The 19680-nt window shown below is 70.9% G+C and carries 13 protein-coding genes; 5 read left to right on the top strand and 8 right to left on the bottom strand.

Going from position 1 to position 19680, the window contains the following annotated elements:
- The first annotated feature begins 57 nt into the window (after positions 1-57).
- Together ABZU69_RS25305 and ABZU69_RS25310 are read left to right on the top strand one after the other, a co-directional pair.
- Entirely contained in the window at positions 58-1251 is a 1194-nt protein-coding gene (locus ABZU69_RS25305) for an erythromycin esterase family protein (protein ID WP_354966828.1), read from the top strand.
- Positions 1252-1389: 138 nt separating this feature from the next.
- Positions 1390-2145, top strand: a complete 756-nt coding sequence (locus ABZU69_RS25310; protein WP_354966829.1) for a DinB family protein — start codon at positions 1390-1392, stop codon at positions 2143-2145.
- 154 nt (positions 2146-2299) lie between these two features.
- Here the strand turns inward: ABZU69_RS25310 and ABZU69_RS25315 are convergent, their stop codons facing one another.
- Positions 2300-2962 (bottom strand): helix-turn-helix domain-containing protein, encoded by a 663-nt coding sequence (locus ABZU69_RS25315; protein ID WP_354966830.1) that lies wholly within the window; start codon positions 2960-2962, stop codon positions 2300-2302.
- Between the two features lie 72 nt (positions 2963-3034).
- Here ABZU69_RS25315 and ABZU69_RS25320 point away from each other — a divergent pair, with 72 nt between their 5' ends.
- From ABZU69_RS25320 to ABZU69_RS25330, 3 genes are all read left to right on the top strand, one after another.
- Positions 3035-3196 carry a hypothetical protein gene (locus ABZU69_RS25320; protein WP_354966831.1) on the top strand — a complete coding sequence of 54 codons (162 nt, stop codon included), beginning with the start codon at positions 3035-3037 and terminating at the stop codon, positions 3194-3196.
- 91 nt (positions 3197-3287) lie between these two features.
- Positions 3288-3884 carry a GTP cyclohydrolase I FolE gene (folE, locus tag ABZU69_RS25325; protein WP_354966832.1) on the top strand — a complete coding sequence of 199 codons (597 nt, stop codon included), beginning with the start codon at positions 3288-3290 and terminating at the stop codon, positions 3882-3884.
- A 28-nt stretch (positions 3885-3912) separates the two neighbouring features.
- The gene (locus ABZU69_RS25330; protein ID WP_354966833.1) at positions 3913-5169 is read left to right on the top strand and encodes an FAD-dependent oxidoreductase; all 1257 of its coding nucleotides are present in this window, start codon (positions 3913-3915) and stop codon (positions 5167-5169) included.
- 51 nt (positions 5170-5220) lie between these two features.
- Here the strand turns inward: ABZU69_RS25330 and ABZU69_RS25335 are convergent, their stop codons facing one another.
- From ABZU69_RS25335 to ABZU69_RS25365, 7 genes are all read right to left on the bottom strand, one after another.
- The gene (locus ABZU69_RS25335; protein ID WP_354966834.1) at positions 5221-7494 is read right to left on the bottom strand and encodes a S8 family serine peptidase; all 2274 of its coding nucleotides are present in this window, start codon (positions 7492-7494) and stop codon (positions 5221-5223) included.
- Positions 7491-9389 carry a copper resistance protein CopC gene (locus ABZU69_RS25340; protein ID WP_354966835.1) on the bottom strand — a complete coding sequence of 633 codons (1899 nt, stop codon included), beginning with the start codon at positions 9387-9389 and terminating at the stop codon, positions 7491-7493. Before ABZU69_RS25340 ends, ABZU69_RS25335 begins: the two co-directional genes overlap by 4 nt.
- Entirely contained in the window at positions 9373-9915 is a 543-nt protein-coding gene (locus tag ABZU69_RS25345; RefSeq protein WP_354966836.1) for a hypothetical protein, read from the bottom strand. Before ABZU69_RS25345 ends, ABZU69_RS25340 begins: the two co-directional genes overlap by 17 nt.
- Positions 9916-9929: 14 nt before the next feature.
- The gene (locus ABZU69_RS25350; RefSeq protein WP_354966837.1) at positions 9930-10910 is read right to left on the bottom strand and encodes a multicopper oxidase domain-containing protein; all 981 of its coding nucleotides are present in this window, start codon (positions 10908-10910) and stop codon (positions 9930-9932) included.
- 29 nt (positions 10911-10939) lie between these two features.
- The gene (locus ABZU69_RS25355; RefSeq protein WP_354966838.1) at positions 10940-12952 is read right to left on the bottom strand and encodes a multicopper oxidase domain-containing protein; all 2013 of its coding nucleotides are present in this window, start codon (positions 12950-12952) and stop codon (positions 10940-10942) included.
- A gap of 34 nt (positions 12953-12986) precedes the next feature.
- Positions 12987-14132, bottom strand: coding sequence for a multicopper oxidase domain-containing protein (locus tag ABZU69_RS25360; RefSeq protein WP_354966839.1), 1146 nt, complete (start codon positions 14130-14132; stop codon positions 12987-12989).
- Between the two features lie 169 nt (positions 14133-14301).
- Entirely contained in the window at positions 14302-19515 is a 5214-nt protein-coding gene (locus ABZU69_RS25365; protein WP_354966840.1) for a hypothetical protein, read from the bottom strand.
- Positions 19516-19680: the final 165 nt, after the last annotated feature.

A 19680-nucleotide genomic window follows, 5' to 3' on the forward strand; every position in this document is an offset into this window, starting at 1 on the left:
TGCTGCTGACATCTGCTGGAAAGTCTGCACCGTTGGTTCAACGATACCGTTCAAGGCATGACTGCTGGCAGCACAGACGCCGTCCACGCCGTCGACGCTTCTTCCGTCATGGCGTTGTTTCCGGCCAGACCACGGCTGCTCGCCCTGGGTGAGCCGACCCACGGCGCGGGAGGTCTGCTCGACCTGCGGAACGATCTTTTCCGGCACCTCGTCGAGCAGGAGGGCTACCGGACGATCGCCATCGAGAGCGACTGCCTGATGGGCCTGATCGTGGACGACTACGTCACCTCGGGCACGGGCACCCTCGACGAGGCCATGGAGCGCGGCTTCAGCCACGAGTGGGGCGCCTTCGCGGGCAACCGGGAGCTGGTGCGCTGGATGCGCGCGTACAACGACGGCCGGCCCGTGGCAGAGCGGTTGCGCTTCGCCGGTTTCGACGGCCCGCTGGAGATCACCGGCGCCGCGAGCCCCCGGCAGGCGCTCACCGCACTCCACGCCTACGTCACCACCTGGGTCGACGCCGACCTTCTTCCCTGCACCGCGGAGACGCTCGACCGCCTGCTCGGCGCCGACGACCGGTGGACCAACCCCGCCGCGATGATGGACCCGTCCCAGTCCGTGGGGCGGACGCCCGACGCCGAACAGCTGCGGCTGCTCACCGACGAGCTCGTAGCGCTGCTCGACGCGCAGACGCCCCACCTGATCGCGGCGTCCGCACGCGAGGACTGGCACAGGGCACGCCTGTACGGGCGCACCGCCATCGGCCTGCTGCGCTACCACTTCGCGATGGCCGACACGTCACCCAGCCGCATGGCGAGGCTGCTCGGCGTACGGGATTCCATGATGGCCGCCAACCTGCTCGCCATCGCCGAGCGGGGCCCGGCGCTGGTGAACGCCCACAACGGCCACCTTCAGCGGGACAGGAGCAGCATGCGGATGGGCGACCTGCCGGTCCAATGGTGGGGCGCCGGCGCGATCGTCGACGCCCACCTGGGCCAGGGGTACGCCTTCCTCGCCACAGCACTCGGCACGATCCGCCACCATGGCGTGGACTCCCCGCCCCCGGACACCATCGAGGGACTGCTGTACGCGCTGCCGGAGGACCGTCACGTCGTCGATGCCGGCCGACTGGCCTCCGCCCTCGCCACGGTGACGCCCGCTGCCCGGGTGTCCCCCTGGTTCGGCTACTCCCCGCTCGACCCGGCCCACGTGGCCAGCACCGACGGGATCGTCTTCGTCAAGGACGCCTGACGGAGCAGGGCTCGTCGGCGGCGTCCAGCGTCGACTACTGGTACGCGCGCCGCCCCGACGACCGCGGCCCGGAGGGCGACGGGTTGTCGGACAGGCGCGCTAGCATCGCCGCGATCGCCAAGAGGGTAGGAGGACGCCATGGCCCGGGACGACGCCGCGACGTTTGTCGACAGGGACCTGCGGGGTTCGAGGTTCACCAGGTCGACGCTGGCCGGCGCCGTGATGCGCGGCGTCGACGTGCGGAGGCTCGACATCGATGCGCCGTGGCTGGCCGACGGTGCGCTCCTGGTCAACGGTGTCGACGTCGCGCCGCTCGTCGAGGCGGAACTCAACCGGCGGTTCCCCGGGCGCGAGCTGAGGCAGGCCACGGACCCGACCAGCCTCCGCGCGGCGTGGGCGGCGACCGAACGGGCCTGGGCGGCCGCAGTCGACCGGGTGATGTCCATGCCCGAGGGTGCCGCCGACGTCTCGATCGGCGGCGAGTGGTCGTTCGCGCAGACGTTGCGCCATCTCGCGTTCGCCACCGACGCGTGGCTGGGCAAGGCGATCCTGCGCCTGCCGCAGCCCTTCCACCCGCTCGGCCAGCCGCACGTCGAGTACGAGACCGACGGCTTCGACATGTCGGTGTTCTCGACGGAGCAGCCGACGTTCGCAGAGCTCCTTGAGGTGCGTGCCGAGCGGCAGGCCAGCGTTCGGGACTTCCTCGCGACCATCACTCCGGAGCTGCTCGCCGAACCACGGCCCACCGCATGGTCACCCGACCACCAGGAGCCGGTCCTGCACTGCCTTCAGGTGATCATCGACGAGGAGTGGGAACACCTCCGCTTCGCGCTGCGTGACCTCGACGCGCAGGACCACGCCCCCGGGTCCACGCGCACACGCGTCCTCGCATGACCTTGCACTGAGCCGGCGCAGCCGAGCCGGCGCAGCCGAGCCGGCGCAGCCGAGCCGGCGCAGCCGAGCCGGCGCAGCCGAGCCGGCGCAGCCGAGCCGGCGCAGCCGAGCCGGTGCGGGCGACCTCCGACAGTTTCAGGCCTGGGGCGTGTTCTCAGAGGTGCTCCGGCGGGCCGTCCAACCGGACGCAGCAGGCCCCGGGACGCGGCGCGAGCCGGGGCAGCAGGTCGGTGCGTCCCGCGCCGTCGATCATGCCGGTGAGGAACGCGTGGTTGAGGCCGCACACCAGGGCGGTCTGCCGGGTGGCGAGGGCGTGGAACGGGCAGTTGCGCAGCAGCACATGGTCGCTGAGCGTCTCGGGTTCGAAGCCGAGTCCGGCGAGCACGGGGATGAGATCCTCGCCGGAGTCGCGTACCCGTGCTCCGATGTCCCGGCCGCGTCGCCGTGCGTGCCGTCGCGCCGCCTCGGGGGCGTCGTGCGGGTCGTCGGCGACCGCGTCGGCGAGGATCTCGGCGATGAGCTCGTAGCGGCGTTCGGGAACGGTGATCGCCACGCCGTCGCCGGCCGCCTCGTAGACCTTCGGCGTCCGGCCGCGGCCCCGGGGCTGATCGGTCGGCCCCTGGTAGTGGGCCCGCAGCAGACCGGACTCGACGAGCTTGTCGAGGTGGAACGCGGTGAGGTTGCGGGACATGCCGTGCGCCTCGGCCGCCTCCTCCCGGGTGACGGGGTGGTCGGCCCGGCACACGTAGTCGTACAGCGCCCGTCGGGACCGGTCGACGAGCGAGGCCATCGCGCTCCAGCGCTCGCCCGTGCTCACAGCGCCGAGATTATCACCAGCGAAGGCTATTGAAATTCCTGCCGCGCTGGGGGAGCATGATCGATAACACCAATGAGCGTTGGTGAAAACATCCAGCTTCGCCTTCGACCTTCCGCAAGGCTGACCGTCGCCGGTCACCTCGGCGGCGAACTGGTCCACCGGTACGGCGTGCACGTCGCCGACGAGACCATCCGGGCGCAGGGCCACAACAGCACAGACAAGGAGAACTCCTGATGGGCATCGCCGCACTCGGCACCTGGATCACGCACGGCTCCCCGACTGGTCCCGACCGCGCCCGCGGCCCTCGGCGTGGGAGGTCGCTGAGGTGAGTGTCACCGCCCTTCGGGTGCAGCACGAGCGTCCCCGCCGCGACCCGGCCGCCGCCGAACGGGCGGCGGCGGAGTTCCTGACCGCGCTCGGCGTCGACCTGTCCGCCAACGGGCTCGCCGACACCCCGGGCCGGATGGCCCGCGCCTACGCCGAGCTGCTCACCCCGCGCGAGTTCCAGCTGACCACCTTCGACAACGACGAAGGCTACGACGAGCTGGTGCTGGCCCGGGCCATCCCGATCCGGTCGGTCTGCGAACACCACCTGCTGCCGTTCGTCGGCGTCGCGCACGTCGGCTACCTGCCCGGCGAACGCATCCTGGGACTGTCCAAACTGGCCCGGGTGGTCGAACTGTTCGCCCACGGCCCGCAGGTCCAGGAACGCCTGACCAAACAGATCGCCGACTGGCTGACCAGCCAACTGCGCCCGCGCGGCGTCGGCGTGGTCATCGAAGCCGAACACCTGTGCATGACGTTGCGCGGCGTCCGGGCCGTGGGCAGCAGCACCATCACCTCCACCCTGCTCGGCACCCTGCGCGACGACCACCGCTCGCGCGCCGAGTTCTTCACCCTGGCCGGGGTCGGCCCCCGCTGATCGACGCACCTCGAAAGGAGCTGGACCGATGTCGAAGACCGGCACGTTCGTGATCGTGGGAGCCGGGCTCGCCGCCGCGCGGGCCGCGCAGACGCTGCGGGAGGAGGGCTTCGACGGCGGGCTCGTCGTGATCGGCGACGAGTCGGAGCGACCGTACGAGCGGCCGCCACTGTCCAAGGGTCTGCTGACCGGAGGCGCCGAACCCGACAGCGTGTACGTGCACGACGCCGGGTGGTACGCGGAGCACGACGTCGACCTACGCACCGCCGTGCGTGCCGTCGCCGTCGATCGCTCCGACGGGGAGGTCCAGCTCGCCGACGGCCAGCGGATCCGCTACGACAAGCTGCTGCTGGCGACCGGCTCCAGACCCCGCGACCTCGCGGCACCCGGCGTCCACCTGGACGGGGTGCTGCGGCTGCGCACCCTCGCCGACAGCCGTCGAATCGCCGCGGCGCTGGTGGACGGCGCGCACGTCGTGATCATCGGAGCGGGGTGGATCGGCCTGGAGGTCGCCGCCGCCGCCCGGCAGCGCGGCGCCACCGTCGACATCGTCGAAACGGCCACGCTGCCGTTGCGCCGGGTGCTCGGCGACGAGATCGCCCAGGTGTTCGCCAACCTGCACCGGGACCACGGCGTCACCTTCCACTTCGGCGCCGAGGTCCGCGAGATCCGCGGCACCGGTCGAGTCTCCTCGGTCCTGCTGGCCGACGGAACCGAGGTGCCCGCCGACTCCGTGGTGGTCGCCGTGGGCGTACAGCCGAACACCGAGCTGGCGACCGCGGCCGGCCTCACCGTCGAGAACGGAATCGTCGTCGACGCGTCCCTGCGCACCGCCGACCCGGAGATCTACGCCGCCGGTGACGTCGCCAACGCCTACCATCCCGTGCTGCGCCGGCGCCTGCGCGTCGAGCACTGGGCCAATGCACTCCACGGCGGCGCCGCGGCGGCCCGCGCCATGCTGGGGCAGCCCGTCAGCTACGACGACCTGCCCTACTTCTACACCGACCAGTACGACCTGGGAATGGAGTACGTCGGACACGCCCCGCCCGAGGCGTTCGACCGGGTCGTCGTCCGGGGCGACGTCGCCAAGCGCGAGTTCATCGCCTTCTGGACCGCCGGCGGGCGGGTGCTCGCCGGCATGAACGTCAACGTGTGGGACGTCGTCCCGTCGATCCGGCGGCTCGTCGCGACAGCCCAGCCGGTCGACCTCGACCGACTGGCCGACCCCGCCGTGCCGCTCGACGAGCTGCAGCCGCCCTCGGCACCCGGGACGCAGCTCGGATAGGCGGCGTTGAGAACGTGCACGACGCTCCGGGTTGGCGTGGTCGGCCTCCTGCTAGCGGACAATCAGCGTCGCGGTGGCCTGGTGGACCAGCGAGCCGCTGGTGCCGGTGATGACCATCGCGAACGTGCCGCGCGGGGTCCGGCTGGCGGTGTTCACCCGCAGGGTGGAGGCGCCGGCGGCGCCGACGGGGTTCGGCGTGAAGCTGGCCGACGAGCCGGTTGGCAGCCCGGTTACCGACAATGCCACGGTGCCAGCGAATCCGCCGATCGCCGAGGTCGACACGGCGTAGGTGGCGGTCTGGCCCCGCTGCACCGTCGCCGCCGACGGCGAGACAGTAAGCGAGAAGTCCGGTGCCGGGGTGACCACCAGCGTGACTCCGGTGGAGTGGCTCTTCGAGCTGCTCGTACCCGTCACCGTCAAGGCGTACGTCCCTGGCGGCGCCGACCCCGACGTCGCGATGCGCAGGCTCGCGCTGCCCGGTCTGACGACGACCGACGGCGAGAAGGATCCCGTGCCGACCGAGGCCGGCAGGCCGCTCAGGCTCAGCCCGACTGTGCCGGTGAACCCGTTCAGGCCGGTGACGCCGATCGTGTAACCGGTGCTGCCGCCCGCGACGACGCCGGCGGAGGTCGGCGCGGCGACGAGGCCGAAGTCGGGCGGCGGGCTCACCACCAGCAGCATCACCGCCGTCCGGCTCAGTCCGCCGCTGGTGGCGGTGAGGGTCAGTGGGTAGGTCCCGGCCGCGATCGTGGGCGCCGTGGTGACGGCCACCTGGGCGGAGCCCGTTCCACCCGCGATGACGGCCGGGGTGATCGTCCAGGTGGCCGCTGTGCCGGAGAGGCCGCCGAGCGCGAGCGCCACGTCCCCGGCGAAGCCGTGCACGCCCGAGACGGCGACGGTGTACGTGACCGTGCCGCCCGGGACGGTCGTCGCTTCGGGAGGCGACGCCGCCACGTTGAAGTCGGGCGCCGTGGCGAGCCACTGGTAGGCGGCGAGCGCGTCCACCCTGCCGTGCCCGTACGTGTTGTCCGGTCCGGGCTCCCCCAGATCCACCGCGGCGCTCTCCAGCGCGCTCTGCTGGCGGTCCGCGCCGAGGTCGGGGAACGCGCCGAGCAGCAGGGCGAGCACCCCGGCGACGTGCGGCGCGGCCAGCGACGTGCCGGACACGTCACGATAGCCGCCGTACAGGTCGGTGGTCCGAACGCCGACGCCGGGCGCGCTGAGCCGCGGCGCGATCGCCTGGGCACACGCGGACGGGCCGCGACTGCTCGATGGGTCGATGACCCCGCCGTCGTCGACGGCGCCCACCGAGAGGGCCTCCGGGTTGTTGGCCGGGCTGAGCACGGTGGAGGGATCGGGCCCGTAGTTGCCGGCGGAGAAGACCGGCAGGATGCCGGCCGCCCGCAGGTTGCGCAGGTCCGGCTGGAAGTCGAGATTGCACCCGCCGATGCTGCCGCTCCAGGAGTTGTTGACCACGTCGGGTGCGTCCGGCGTGGCCGGGTTGCCGTCGGGGTCGAGCAGCCACTGGAAGCCCAGATGGATCCGCGAGGTGGTGGTGCTGCCGTGGTCGTTGAAGATCTTGACGGCGATCCACTTCGCGCCCGGCGCGACGCCGATCGACGTGCCCCCCGCGGAACCTCCGACCAGCACGCCCATCGTCGCCGTCCCGTGCCCGTTGACGTCGGTCGGCGTCGCCGGGTGTTCGCCGTTCGGGTCGTACCAGCTGTTGCTGCCGCCGCGCCAGCTCGCGGTGAGTTCCGCATGGCTGCCGTCCACTCCGGTGTCCATCGTCGCCACCACCGTTCCCTGGCCGGTGAGGCCGAGGCTCCACAGCGCCGGGGCGTTGACCGCGGCGATGTTCGGCTCCACGGGGGCGGCTGTGGTCGACGGGCCGGCCGTCGACGGCGGGGCCTGGACCGTACGGTCAGGGCGGATCTCGCGCACGTCGGGCCGTGCCGCGAGTTCGGCGATCACCGACGGCTGGGCGACTATCGCGACCGCGTTGACCACCCACAGGGGCAGCACGTCGGCCACCAGGCCCTGCCCGCGTCGCCGGGCGAGCAGGCCGAGCATGCCGGTCTGATCGGCGCCCGCCCGAGCGCGCAGGGCACGTACGAGCGCGACCGTGCGCCGGTGGCGGCTCGGCGCCACGACCGTGTTCGGGTCGACCTGGGACCTGAGCACGACGATGGCCCGCACCATGCCGGCACGTTCCGCGGAGGCCGTCGGGCCGGCATCGGCGGACGCCGTCCCGGCTCTGGGGCTCGCCGTCCCGGAGGCCATCAAGGCCACGGCGAGAGCGGCGGAGACAACGGTTCGCCTCATCGGGCATCCTCCCGGATCCTCTGCGCAACTTCGCCGGTGGGCATGGCTGCCGGCCGGCGGCGCCGCACGGCCGTCAGGCGCCAGCCGGCGAGCACTGCCAGTAGGCCGAGCACGGCGGCCGCGGCAGCGTTGGCGATCGGAGCGAGCCGGTCGCGGGACGGCGGCGGCGCGGCCGCCGGTGCGGATAGCGACCATTGGAGGGGCACCGTCAGGCGCGCTCCGCCGCGGTGGATCACCGCTGTGACCTGTACGAGGCCGGGTCTGGACAGGTTGCCGATGCCGAAGTACCGGCCCGGCTCGATCTCGCGCAGGGGCACGGCGGTTGATCCGCGGTCGAACTCGACGGTGACGTCCTCGATTTCCGCCGGTGGTGGGCGGCGCGAGCTCGCGGCGAGAACCGTGAACCCGTTGGTGCCGGGCTGATTGGGGGTGACCGTCACCGAGACCACGACGTCGCCGACGGATCCGTTCCGCGTGACGGCGGTGGGGGCGCCGGCGTCGAGGGCCGTGGACTGCCTCGGCGGAGGCGTCTCGACCAGCGCTCCCGCCAGGAGCAGGAGCACGACACCCGCCGTGGCCTCGGCCGCGAGGAGCCGTCGCGACGGCGGTGCGGCGAGCCGGGCCGCTGTCCGCCCGTGCAGTCGGAGGGCGCTGGCCAGGCCGAGGCCGCCCGCCACCGACAGCAGCACGCCCTTGGCGATCAGCAGCCGGCTGTACGTCGTGTCGACCAGCGCGCGCACCGACTCGACCTCGCGCCCGGCGCTGTAGAGTCCGGTCGCCACGACCAGCGCCACGCAGACGGCGGCCAGCACCGTGAAGCGGTGACCGACGGCCTTCAGCAGGTCGCCCCGGCCGGCGGCCGGTCCACCGCGGCGGGCGAGCACCACCGCCAGCGTGACAACGCCGCCCAGCCACAGGCAGGCGGTCAGGGCGTGCACGGCGATCGCGGCGACTGCCACGGTTCGCGTGGCCCCGACCGATGCGGCGTGGCCGCCGAGTGCCTCGACCGTCACGGCGACCGACCCGAGCAACCCGACGGCCACCCACGGTGCCGGGCCGCGAAGGTGCCGCCCTCGGGCCGGGGATCGCAGGGCGGCGGCGACGGCGGCAAGGGCGAGCAGCATCGCCTCACGGGCCAGCCAGAGGTTGCCCCAGCGGGTGCCGGACAGCAGGGTGGCGGCCGTCGAGAAGCCGAGCGGACCCGACCGGTACGTCTGGGCGACCAGGTCGGCACCGCCGACGACCGCCGCCAGCCCGCCCGCGCCGGCCGCGAGCGTGAGCGCCCGCCGACGCGCCTCGTCGACGGCAACGCGGATCGGCTCAGCCGCCGCTGCGCCGACGGGGCGGAGCACGACCGCGGCGACTGCCAGTCCGCCGATCAGCCCGGCGAGCAGGCACAGGCCGAGCCACCGGCGGACGATGTCCGGTGGCGGCGTGCCGTCCCGGAATTCGGCGGCCTGCAGCGCCGGCGCACGGGGCGACGGGCTCCCGACCGTGAAGATCACGACCCCGTCCGTGGTGTGCCCGTCGTCCTCTGCGAGGACGCGCCAGGCGATGCCGTACGTCCCTGGTGCGAGCGTTGGCAGCTCGAGCACGAGCTGGCGAGGGCCCCGGCGGTCGGTCGCGATACGAGTACCCTCGACGGCCTGCCCGGTGCTGTCGAGCAGCGACGCGGCGCTGAACTCGGGCGAGATGTCCTCGCTGAAGCGCAGCAGCGCGACACGGGGCACCGCGGTGACGGTCGTGCCGTTGGCGGGCTGCGACTCGACCAGCACCGCGTGGGCGGCCGCGGGCCGCGCCGGCAGGAGGACGAGCAGGAGCGCACCGGCTGTGCCGAGCAGCCGCAACCAGATGCGGGCATCCGGCCGGCGGGCCGGGTCAGCGGACCGCGACATGCTCCACCTGCGCATTGCCCAGCAGCACGCTGACCCTGCCGCCGCGATGGATCCAGTTTCCGGGGTTCTCGAACACCAGGTAGTAGGTCACGCCGGTCCGGTACGCGCCGGTGTGGGAATGGTTCATCAGCAGCTCGTGGGCCACGAGACCGGTCCGCTCGTCCACCACGGCCGGTGGGGTGCCCGCGTCGTGCAGGGTGTTGGCCAGTTCCGGGTCGACGATCGTGAAACGCAGGTCGACCAGTCCTCCCCCACCGGTGACCGCCACCCGGGTGATCCGAACGCCGCTGCGCTGGCCGAGACTGTCGGCGTCCACGACCGGCCGCGCCCAGGCCGCCGGGACGGGGTTGTCGGCGGTCTTCGCGTCGTCCGTCGAGGCGCGCCAGGCCGACAGGGCGAACGCGGTCAGCGCGATCGCCAGGACGAAGCCGGTGAGCCCCCCGGCGAGGCGCGCGTGCCGCCCGCCCCAGCGCCACCGGCCCCTTCCCGCAACCGGGGTGCCGCCCCGATCGAGTGGATCGCTCATGGCCGTACCTCACCTCAATGGTGGATGAAAGTCAGCATCCCGCCGCCGGTCGCCGGGGTCGGGCCGGTGCCGGTCTGCACGCCGTTGGTGAGGTGCTGCTGGCGGTTGTACAGCGGGAATCCGTGTGGGCTCGGTCCGGACCCGGCCGGCATCGTGGCGATCGCGTCCTCGGTCGCGCCAGCCGGGATCGTCTCGGCGTTCGCGTCGAAGGGGACGTTCAGCGGCCGGGCGTCGCGGGCGAGCACCCGCTCGTGCATGCCGAGCAGCAGCATCGTCGTGTTGTCGTAGCCGGCGTTCAGATAGCGCAGCAGCACGCGTTGTCCGGCTGCCGCCGTGATGCCCGGTGCCGTGTCCGGGTAGGCCCTGCCGTTGATGAGCCAGTACGTCGCCCGGTAGGCGTGCATGTCGAAGGTCGCGGGTGCGGCGTTGAAGGCGGGGTCGATGGCGCTCAGGACGAGCAGGGCCTCCACGTCGTACGCGGTCGTCGTGGAGTTGTAGGCCTGGTTGGGCGTCGCCGGCCGGACAATGAGCGCACCGGAGAGCCCCATCGCCGCCTGGCGTCCGGCATCGCCGCCGCTGCCGTACAGGTAGGTGCCGGGCGCGTTGGCCGTGAAGGTACGGGTGACCGTCGCGCCGACGGCGGCGTCGGCCGGTCCCGCGTTGAAGGCGATGCCCGGGATCTCGAACGAGAGCGGGTGGCCGGCGGGGAGGTTGTTGGTGACCGCGAGCGTGACGGTGTCCCCGACGTTGACGGTCAGGGGCGGCCCCGGCAGGACCGGCGTGACGCCGGCACAGTTCCCCGGCGTTGCCGTCGTGCCGAAGCCCCAGATCGGGACGTTCACTCCACCGGCCAGGGTGACGCTACCGGCCTTCGCGCACACGTTGATGGACACCGGTGCGGCCGAGACGCTCGGGCTGCCAACCCCGAGCCCGGCGGCGATCAGGACCAGGACGAGCAGACTCCTGGTCGTCGTCTTCCACGCATGTGCGCGCATCGCCGATCTCTCCTTAACCTCGCGGCCGGTCATGGCGAGTCGTAGGTGAGGGCCATGAGGTTGCCCCATGTCGAGAAGGGGGTCGGGTTGGGGGCCGTGTACCGCTGCGTGTGGACGAGCACGCGGACCTGGCCGCCGTTCGCTCCGGTGCCGACGTAGGCGCTGGCGGGTCCGGCCAGCGTCCACGTCGAGGTGAGGTCGCTGGATCCGACGGTCCGCGGCTGCGTCGGCGGTGGCGGAAGGGTCACCCACCCGGCAGAGGTCGCGGACGAGCAGCCCGCCGCACCCGCGATCGTCCAATTGCAGATCTTGACCGTCTGCTGCGGCTGGTTCGAGCTGATCGTCACGCATGTGGTGGCGGTCGTGCTGCCGCAATTCTTGCCCTTATAGGTCACCTTGAGGTTCTGGGCTCCGGCCGGAATGCCGGTGAACGCCGCGTACCAGTCGGTTGCCAGCGGGGTGATCGTGGCGCCGCTCAGGTGGCTCGCCGCCACCGTGCCGAGTTGGCCCCGTGCCACCGTCCAGGTCGTGGTGCCCTGTCCGCCCGTGACCAGCAGAACCTCGTTGTCGATCCGAACGTGGTAGGTGCCCGAGGCGGGGAAGCCGGCGGCCGAGGAGACGGTGATGCTCGCCTGCGTGGCGGTCGTGGCCGTCGGCCGGGTCGTCGTCCTCGGGTTCACCATGTAGTACCTGCTGTCGTCCGCGGCGAGGTCGGAGACGCTGCCACCCTTGAGCGCACCGCCGACGATGGCGCCCGACGTCGGGTAACCCGTGCACCCGCCGGACGGATCGACCCGCAGCAGGGTGGCCATACCGCCGAAGCCTTCGTCGAAGTTGGTGAATTCATTGAGCGCGTGGCTGTGCCACGGGAAGTACCACTCGCCGCAGATGTTCTGCGACACCACCCCCGTCGGCAGGGTGCCCTTGTAGCCCAGGTATGGGCTGCCGCCGTACCAGGTGTTGCCGTCCTTGAACGTGACGTCGCGGTAGTTGGGCGGCGGCACCGGCAACGGGTGGGTGTTGGGATCCCACTGGTCCTGGTCGTCCCAACGCAGGAGGAAGTCCTCGGTCTGCCCGGAGCCGATGGTCTCGCCGAAGTGCTCGGTGGACGCCGAGCCCCCGCCGGGCGCGCGCAGCGGCCGGCCGTCCTGCGCGATCAGGGTGGTGTGGTTGCCGTGCGGGTGGAAGGGATGGTTCAGGGCACCCACGTTGATCATCCTGACCAGAGCGGGCGGAGTGCCGGGCGACGTCGGGCGGATCCGCACCAGTGCCCCGTACGGCTGGTTGGGCAGCAGCCCGGAGCCGTTGTCCTGGATGGTGTCCGGGAAGTCCCGTCCGTTGATGGCGAAGTAGCGATCGCGCCGGGCGTTGACGTCGTACGTCGCGCCGGTCTCCACCGCATGGTGCAGCTCTGGATCGATCTCGCTGAGCAGCAGGAGGTACTCGCGCGAGGGGTCGAACGCCGTCGTGGCGTCGTAGGCGTAGGCGGGGCCGAGGCTCGGCCGCACGACCAGAGCGCCGTAGAGGCCCATCTCGATCTGCTTGGCGATGCCCGAGCCGCTCTCGTACAGGTACGTGCCCGGACTGCCTGCCACGAAGCGGTAGCTGACGGTCCCGTTCGTCGCCGCCGCCTCGGTGGTCAACAGACTCGTGGCGCCGCCGGTGGCGGTCACCGCCGCGTCCTGGCCCGGGAACACGATGGAGGCGGGCTCTGGCAGGTTGTTGGTGAGGTTGACGACGACGGTCTCCCCCTGGGTCACGCACAGCACCGGCCCCGGGCTCTGGAACTGCCCGCTGTCGGGGGCGTCCGCGTTGGCGTAGCTCCACATGAAGACGCTGTTGCCGTCAGGTGTCTCGATGTAGCCGGTCTTCGCCACCAGGTTGAAGGTGTGGGTGCCGCCCGCGACGGTGCCGGGGGTGCAAACCATCCCGACCTTGGGCGCTTCGGTGGGAAGCGCGTCGGCGGGTCCCGGTACAAGCAGCGCCGAGCCGGCGGCGAGCGTGACGACGGTGACCAGCCGTTGGGCTCTCTGCCTCATCATGGCTTTTCCTTCCGCGACGCGCGGCCACGCCCACTCAGACATAGGTCTGGCCCACAACGGTTTGGGCCGGAAGGGGACGGGTCGGCGAGTAGACCCGGACCTCGGTGATCATTCCCCCGGGTCCCGGGGCCGCTGAGCCGAAGTTCGAGAGCTTCCGCCAGTCCCGGTTCTTGAGGTAATAGACGTTGTAGCTTCCCCAACTGTCCGACCCGGAGGGGCGTGCGGTGTCGTACGGGGGCGCGTCGAACAGGACGTCTCGTGCCTCTCCCGGTCCGACGTAGAGGGTGTTCGTCCAGTACGACGTATCGACGGCGCCGTTGCGCAGCAGCGCCGCGTCCTGCCCGATGACATGCATCGGAATGCCCGGCAGTTGCATGCTGTGCTGCTGGTAACCGAGATTGGCCAGCCGCAGGAGGGCCCGATCACTGGGGTTGACCTGGACGAGCGCGGAGTTCGGCTGGCTGTAGTCCAGGGCGCCGCCGTAGTTCGGGTTCGGCGTGGCGATGCGCATGGCGGTCGGCAGGCTCGGGCTGTCGTTGGGCAGCACGGTCTGCGGGTAGACCCGGCCGTTGATGGTGAACCACTGCGGGTCGTAGTCGGTCGGAATGGACTCCTGGATGTCCCGGTCACCGTCGTGAAAATCTGTCCACAGCTCGTTGAGCAGGAGCGCGAAGTGGCGGTGGTAGCCGGTCGACCCGTCGCCGTCGTTGTACGCGAACCTGGTGAACCCGCCGATCGAGGTGCCGTCCTGCAGGGGCCGGACGAAGACGATCCCCGTCATTCCCATCTCTACGTGCTCGACGTCCTCGAAGTGGCAGTGGTACATGTACGTGCCCTCACGGTGCGGGCGGTAGAAGTAGGTCAGCTGTTTGCCGATGGGCACCGCCACCGACACCTCGGGCACACCGTCGTTCAACGGCGACGGCAGGTCGAAGCCGTGCCAGTGGATGGTGTGGGAGTCCGTCAGGTCGGGGCGCTGCAACAGACCCAGGTTCGTCAGGGTGATCCTGATGTCGTCGTTCTGCAGGAACTCGAGGGTCGGTGCGGTGTGCTTGGTGTGCCCCTTGTAGGTGGAGATGAGCTCCGCCACCGACAGAGAGGGGTCGACGGGAACGAAGCCGAAGATGTAGAGGGGGTTGCCCTCCCGGCCGGGGACGCTGAGGTACCCGTCCGTGGCCACCAGGGACAGCTCGGTCGTTGCCGCCTCCGCGCGGCGGGCGCCGAGGGGACCGTACGCCGCGGTCGTGCCGACGATTCCGCCGGCAGCGACTCCTGCCGCGCCCCAGCCGACCGCTCTGAGGAACGCTCTCCGTGTCGAAGTTCGCGCCATGGCTTTCACATCGGACTCCTCACTGGCCGCTCGGGGGGACGAGCACCGTTATTCCGGCCAGTTCGTCAGCGCCCAGATCCCACGGTGTGGTGTCCCGCCCCGACAGCCGCAGCTGCGGACGGCTCTGCCCGTCGATGTCGCCGGGGGTTCCGGTGGGAGCGCCGATCGCGGTGGCGGAACACGCCGAGATGCTCGCCGGTACCGGGGTGTTGGAGCAGCGCACGCCGCGGTCGATCGCCGGCGAGGTGACCTGGAGGTGGTAGTCACCGGTCAGTCCGACCGGCGGGTCCTGCCCGGTGATCGTCACCGCCGCGGTCTGCGGGTCCAGCCGCGACCCGGACACGGTCAACTCGTTGACGAACGGCGTCACGAACAGCGGGTTCTCGCCGATCCGGTTCGCCTGGCCACCAGGCAGTGCCCGCAGCACGCCGTCCGGTCCCAGGATCTGGCCGTTGGTGAGCGTGGAGTACCGGGCTGTGAACGTGTCGGCGTTGTTGGTCGTTCCGCGCACCTCGAAGTCGATGAACCCTCGGTCGACCAGGGTGGCTCCCGGGCCGGGCTGGCTCAGGGTGAACGCGTCGTTGTTCCAGAAGATGTTGTTGAACAGCGCCACCGGGTTGGAGAAGCGCGGCGAACCGGCGGGCAGCGTCGCCTGGAACAGCGGGTCGTTCGCCTCGGAGGCCAGGCCGGCGGAGTGCGGGTTGCCGTCCGAGTCCTCCGACGATCCGGTGGAGACGTTGTTGGCCACGGTGTTGTTGACGATCGAAACGTTCGACGAGTCGTCCAGCGTGATGGCCCCGCCGACGTCCGCCGCCCCGTTGTTGTTGATCATGTTGTTGCGGATGTTGATCCGCGCGGTGAGGGCGTCGAGCACGAACATCCCGCCGCCGTCGTCGCCGGAGTAGTTGCTCTGGACCAGGTTGCGGTCGACGTCCACCGTCCCGGTCCCGTCTCCCAGCGCGGCCGGCGAGCCCACCGGCAGCTCGGTCTCGATGGCGATGCCGGCGCCGGAGTCGACGGAGTCGTTGTAGAAGATCTGGTTGTCGTGGATCCTGCCGCCGGGGCTGAGGCCGATGTGGGAGACGCCGGCTCCGTAGTTCACGCTGAAGTTCGAGCAGATTATGTTGCTCGCCAGCTCGTACCCGTTGGAGCCGTAGAACAGCCCCACGGCGCCGGCCTGGGTCAGGCCGCCGTTGCCGGTCAGCCGGTTGTTGGCGATCCGCACGTTGTAGTTGTGGTTGACCCGCGCGCCGGTTCCGCGCGGCCCGGCGTCGTACGGCTGGCCGAGCGCGATCCCACCGGCGACGATCCCGCCGTTGTTCTCCAGCACGTTGTTGGTCAGCTGCATGTTGTTGGCGGAGGCCTGCAGCTGGATGCCGCCCGCCCCGTCGCCCTGACCGGTGGTCAGGCCCAGGCCGTCGATGCGGGCCCGGTTGAACGCCGCGGTGAGGCCGGTGCCGATGTCGTACGCCGTCGCAGTCTTCGCCAGCACGGTGATGTCCGCGCCGCGCAGCACCGGGTGGTTGCCGACCAGGCCGTTGTTCGTCACTCCCGCGTAGGGCGAGTTCGCGCTGATCGTCGCGTCGTAGTCCGATGCGTTCTGCTGGAAGTACCGGCCGTCGATGACGGTGCCGGGGACGTTGAACCGCGCGTCCTCGGGGTCGCGGGCCTGCAGCTCGTGGGCGCCGATGATGCCGCCGGGGCCCCGTCCCTGCAGCTTGAGCGGCTTCCACAGCAGCACGTTCTCGTTGTAGACGCCGGGCGAGAGCACGAGCAGGCTACCCGGGACGGCGCTGTTGATCGCGTTCTGCAGGGCGTGCACTCCGCCGTTTCCGGTGGCCGGCGGTGGCGGTGGCACGTTCACCACGGTCGGCGTGTAGGTGACGACGTCCGTGCCGGAGCCGTTGCTGCCCAGCACGTGCAGCGTGATGCCGTTGACGCTCGACACGCCACCGTTCGCGTCCGCCGTCGTGATCGTCAGCTGCTTCGGCCCGGGCCGGAAGGTGGAGCTGAGCGCCGGCACATTCAGCACGATGTTGTCGGGCGTGGAGCCGCTGCCCGGGGTCCAGCTGACGATGCCGCCGTTGGCCCGGGTCAGGGTCTGCACCTGGCCGGTGCGGCCGTCGGTCAGTGTCGCCCGGACGCCGGTCGTGCCCGTGGCCGTGCCGGGTGCGCCGATGAAGTCGGCCTGGACGGTGATCTGCCGGCTGCCGGCGGCCGGCACGACCGGGGTGGAGATCTGCAGCAGCTCGGGCCGTGCCGGGACGGCGGGGTCCTCGCATGCGGTGCCGGAGATCGGGTCCAGCGGCAGGTCGAGCTGCGTGGTCAGGCCGGGCCACGCCTCGGCCGGCGTAGTGGCGACAAGCAGGTTCGGGTTGAAGTTGGTGTTCGGGTGTTCCTTGGTCCCGGGGTCGTCGACCTTGACCAGGTACATGCCGGGGCACGGGCCCTGTGGGATCGGGCAGTTGAACGTCTCGGTGGAGGGCACGAGCACCTCGAACGAGCCGTCGGCGCTGGTGGTCACGGTCGTCAACAGCCGCCAGGTGTTCGCGTCGTACGGCTGGTTGACGTTCGGCACGGTGTCCACCCGGGCGTAGATGCCGACCGGAATGCCGGCGATCGGCCGCGGCTCGCCGTACCACGGGGACAGCTTGTTGCGCTCGAAGTAGATGTCGTTGAAGACCTGTCCGACCAGGCGGCCGGGCAGCTGCACGTCGCCGGTCCGGTGGTCAGCGGCGTTCGTGCCGTTGGGGTCGGTCCGGAAGTTCGTCATGAGGAAGAAGTCGGCGTTGGCGTTCTGGCCGTTCTCGAGAACGACCAGGCGCTTGTCGCACATCGGCCGGGACGTGCTGGTGGCCTGGTTCCCGGTGTAGTAAACGCTCCGGGGGGTCAGCGTCGACTGGTCGATGACGTGGCTGTCGCCGGCGCACGGCGGCGGTGGGATCTGCGGAGCGAACTGGTTGCCGAGGTCGACGTTGACGTCTTCCTCCCGGACGATGTGGTACAGGCATCCCTGGCCGCCGCCGGGGACGGCGCCCTTCGGGTTGCTGATCCGCTGGGTGGCGCCCGACGGGTTGCAGGCACGGGTGTCTGCCGCGTCCTTCGGCATGACCACATGGGTGATGTACGTGCCGGCCACGAGCGGGTGATCGGACGGATCCGAGCCGTCCGTGCACAGGTCCGTTCCCAGGTTCAGGCCGCTCGGGCAGTAGTCGGCGAAGGCGTAGCCGCCGTCGAAGGCCCCGTCCTTGGTCTGCTCGCCGGTCAGCGGCACCTCGAGGCAGTTCGGCCCGATCTTGGGGTTGAACTGGGCGGTGATGTCCGCGCCGCTGATGTCCCGGATGGGGTTGCAGCTCTGCGTGAAGTTGTTGCCGTCGGGCTGCGGGTCCTGGCTGGCGTTTGGCTGCTGCCAGTGGTCGGTGACGTACCGGTTGAGGACCACGTCGTCGGCCGTGTTCGGCTGGCGGTCGGGCCCGGGGCCTTCGAGCAGAACGGTGACGTTGGGAATGCCCGGCTCGTAGTCCTCGGCGGCCTGGAACCGCGCGTCGAACTCGTTGCGCGTGGTGGCGTTGAAGGTGATGCCGACGATTTGGCCGGGCGTACCGGCAGGGTAGTCGCGCTTGCCGAAGTCGACCGTCGCGCGGTGTCCCTCGAGCAGGAGCTGGTTGTGCAGCAGACCGCCACCCTGGTTGGTCGGCACGCACGGGTTGGCCGGTACGGCCGGGGGCGCCACGCTGCAGGACGGGGTGACCGCTCCGGTGTGCTCGTCGTGCACGGAGGGGCCGGGGTAGGCGGTGAAGCGGGCGAAGCCCTGCTCGTTGACGATCCACCGGCCGAGTGGGCCGCCCTCCGCCGTCGGGTACTCGTAGTGCCCACGGGCGTCGGTGAACGTCGCTTCCTTGATGGAGCCGTCCCGCCACCGCTGGTCCACGTCGGTGGTCGGGATCGGCGCGTCGAGGCCCGCGTCGTACTTGCCGTTGTTGTTCAGGTCCTTGTAGACGTGCCCGTCCAGCCAGCCGAACCAGCGGGACACACCCAGGCCGACCTCACCGTCGTCGCCGGTGTCGTTGACGTCGACGGTCTGTCCTGCGCCCACGGTGAGGGGTTTGAAGCGCATGATGTAGCTGAGCTGCTCATCCCAGACCGACAGGTTGTAGGTCCCCGCCGGGACGTGCGGGATGTCGAAGTTACCGTCCTCGTCGCCCCGGCCGATGTAGACGGTCTGGTCGGTGGTGCTGTCGGACAGCGCGACGAACGGGTTCTCCACCGGCTCGTTGTAGGTGCCGGTCGTGTAGGGCGCCCATTCCACCCAGTTGCGCGCCCTGCCCGTGATCTCGCCCGTGCCGCTGGTGGCGAACGGGGTGGGAGAGCACACGAAGCCGAACCAGTACGCGGTGCGGTTGTTCGGCGGTTCCCACAACTGCTCGCCCGGAGCGCCGGTGCCGTCGCTGCCCTCCTCGACGGGGGCCAGCAGCTGCAGCCCACCGTCGATGGTCGTGGTCTGGTACCACCGGCTGTCAGGGTCGCTGTTGCAGGGCTGGTCCGGCGGATGCACGTCGATGAAGTACGTCGCCGGCCCGAGGTCGTCGAGCTGGGTGAACCCGGTGTCGTCGGTCAGGCAGTTCCCGCCGCAGAGCGGATTGTTGTTGTAGTCGACGGTGACCGCGTTGCCGGTCTGCTCCTCGAGCCCGACCTTGAAGCCCTCCAGACCCGCCTCTTCGGTGTCCGGAGCGCCGTTGGCCCACGTGTTGTCCTCGAACACGAAGACCCGGATCTTCCCCAGCGGCAGCGGGTGGTCCTCGCTCTGCTCGGTCAGATCGATCCGCGCGGTCAGCGTTCCGTCAGTAGCGGCATCGATGGGCAGCGTGATGTGCTTGCCCCACATCTTGTGATCCAGCGAGCGGACCGAGATCAGGTAACGTCCCGCGGGCAGCTTGACCGTCGGACGGCTCTGGTCGCCTTCGGCCACGATCGGACTGTTGCTCTCGGTGTTCAGGACGAGCGGATCGCTGGCCAGCTTGGTGTTGTCCGCGTTGATGATGTACGTGAAGTTCGCCAGCTGCCCGGCGGCCGGGTTGTCCCGAGCGGTCGCGAAGTCGCGCGCGTCCACGGTGACCGTGCAGCCCCCGGCCGGACACGCGGTGGCCGCCAGCGCCGACGAGGCGCCGGTGAATCCCATCACCGGTGGGAGAAGAGCGGCGACCATGAGGACGACCGTCGACGGTGCGATCACGCGGCGAGGTCGCCGGAATCGCCGGCGTACCGCAGGGAGAAGGATTGGCCCCGACCGTGGATCGACTCGGCCCGGACGGCGATTGTCCGGGGTCGCAGCCGATCGTCTGCTCGAAGGCCGTGGACACCACGTCTTCCATGCTGTCCGCAGCGCGCTCGTCATCGT

This window comes from Micromonospora sp. NPDC005206 (assembly GCF_040608175.1).
Taxonomy (GTDB): domain Bacteria; phylum Actinomycetota; class Actinomycetes; order Mycobacteriales; family Micromonosporaceae; genus Micromonospora.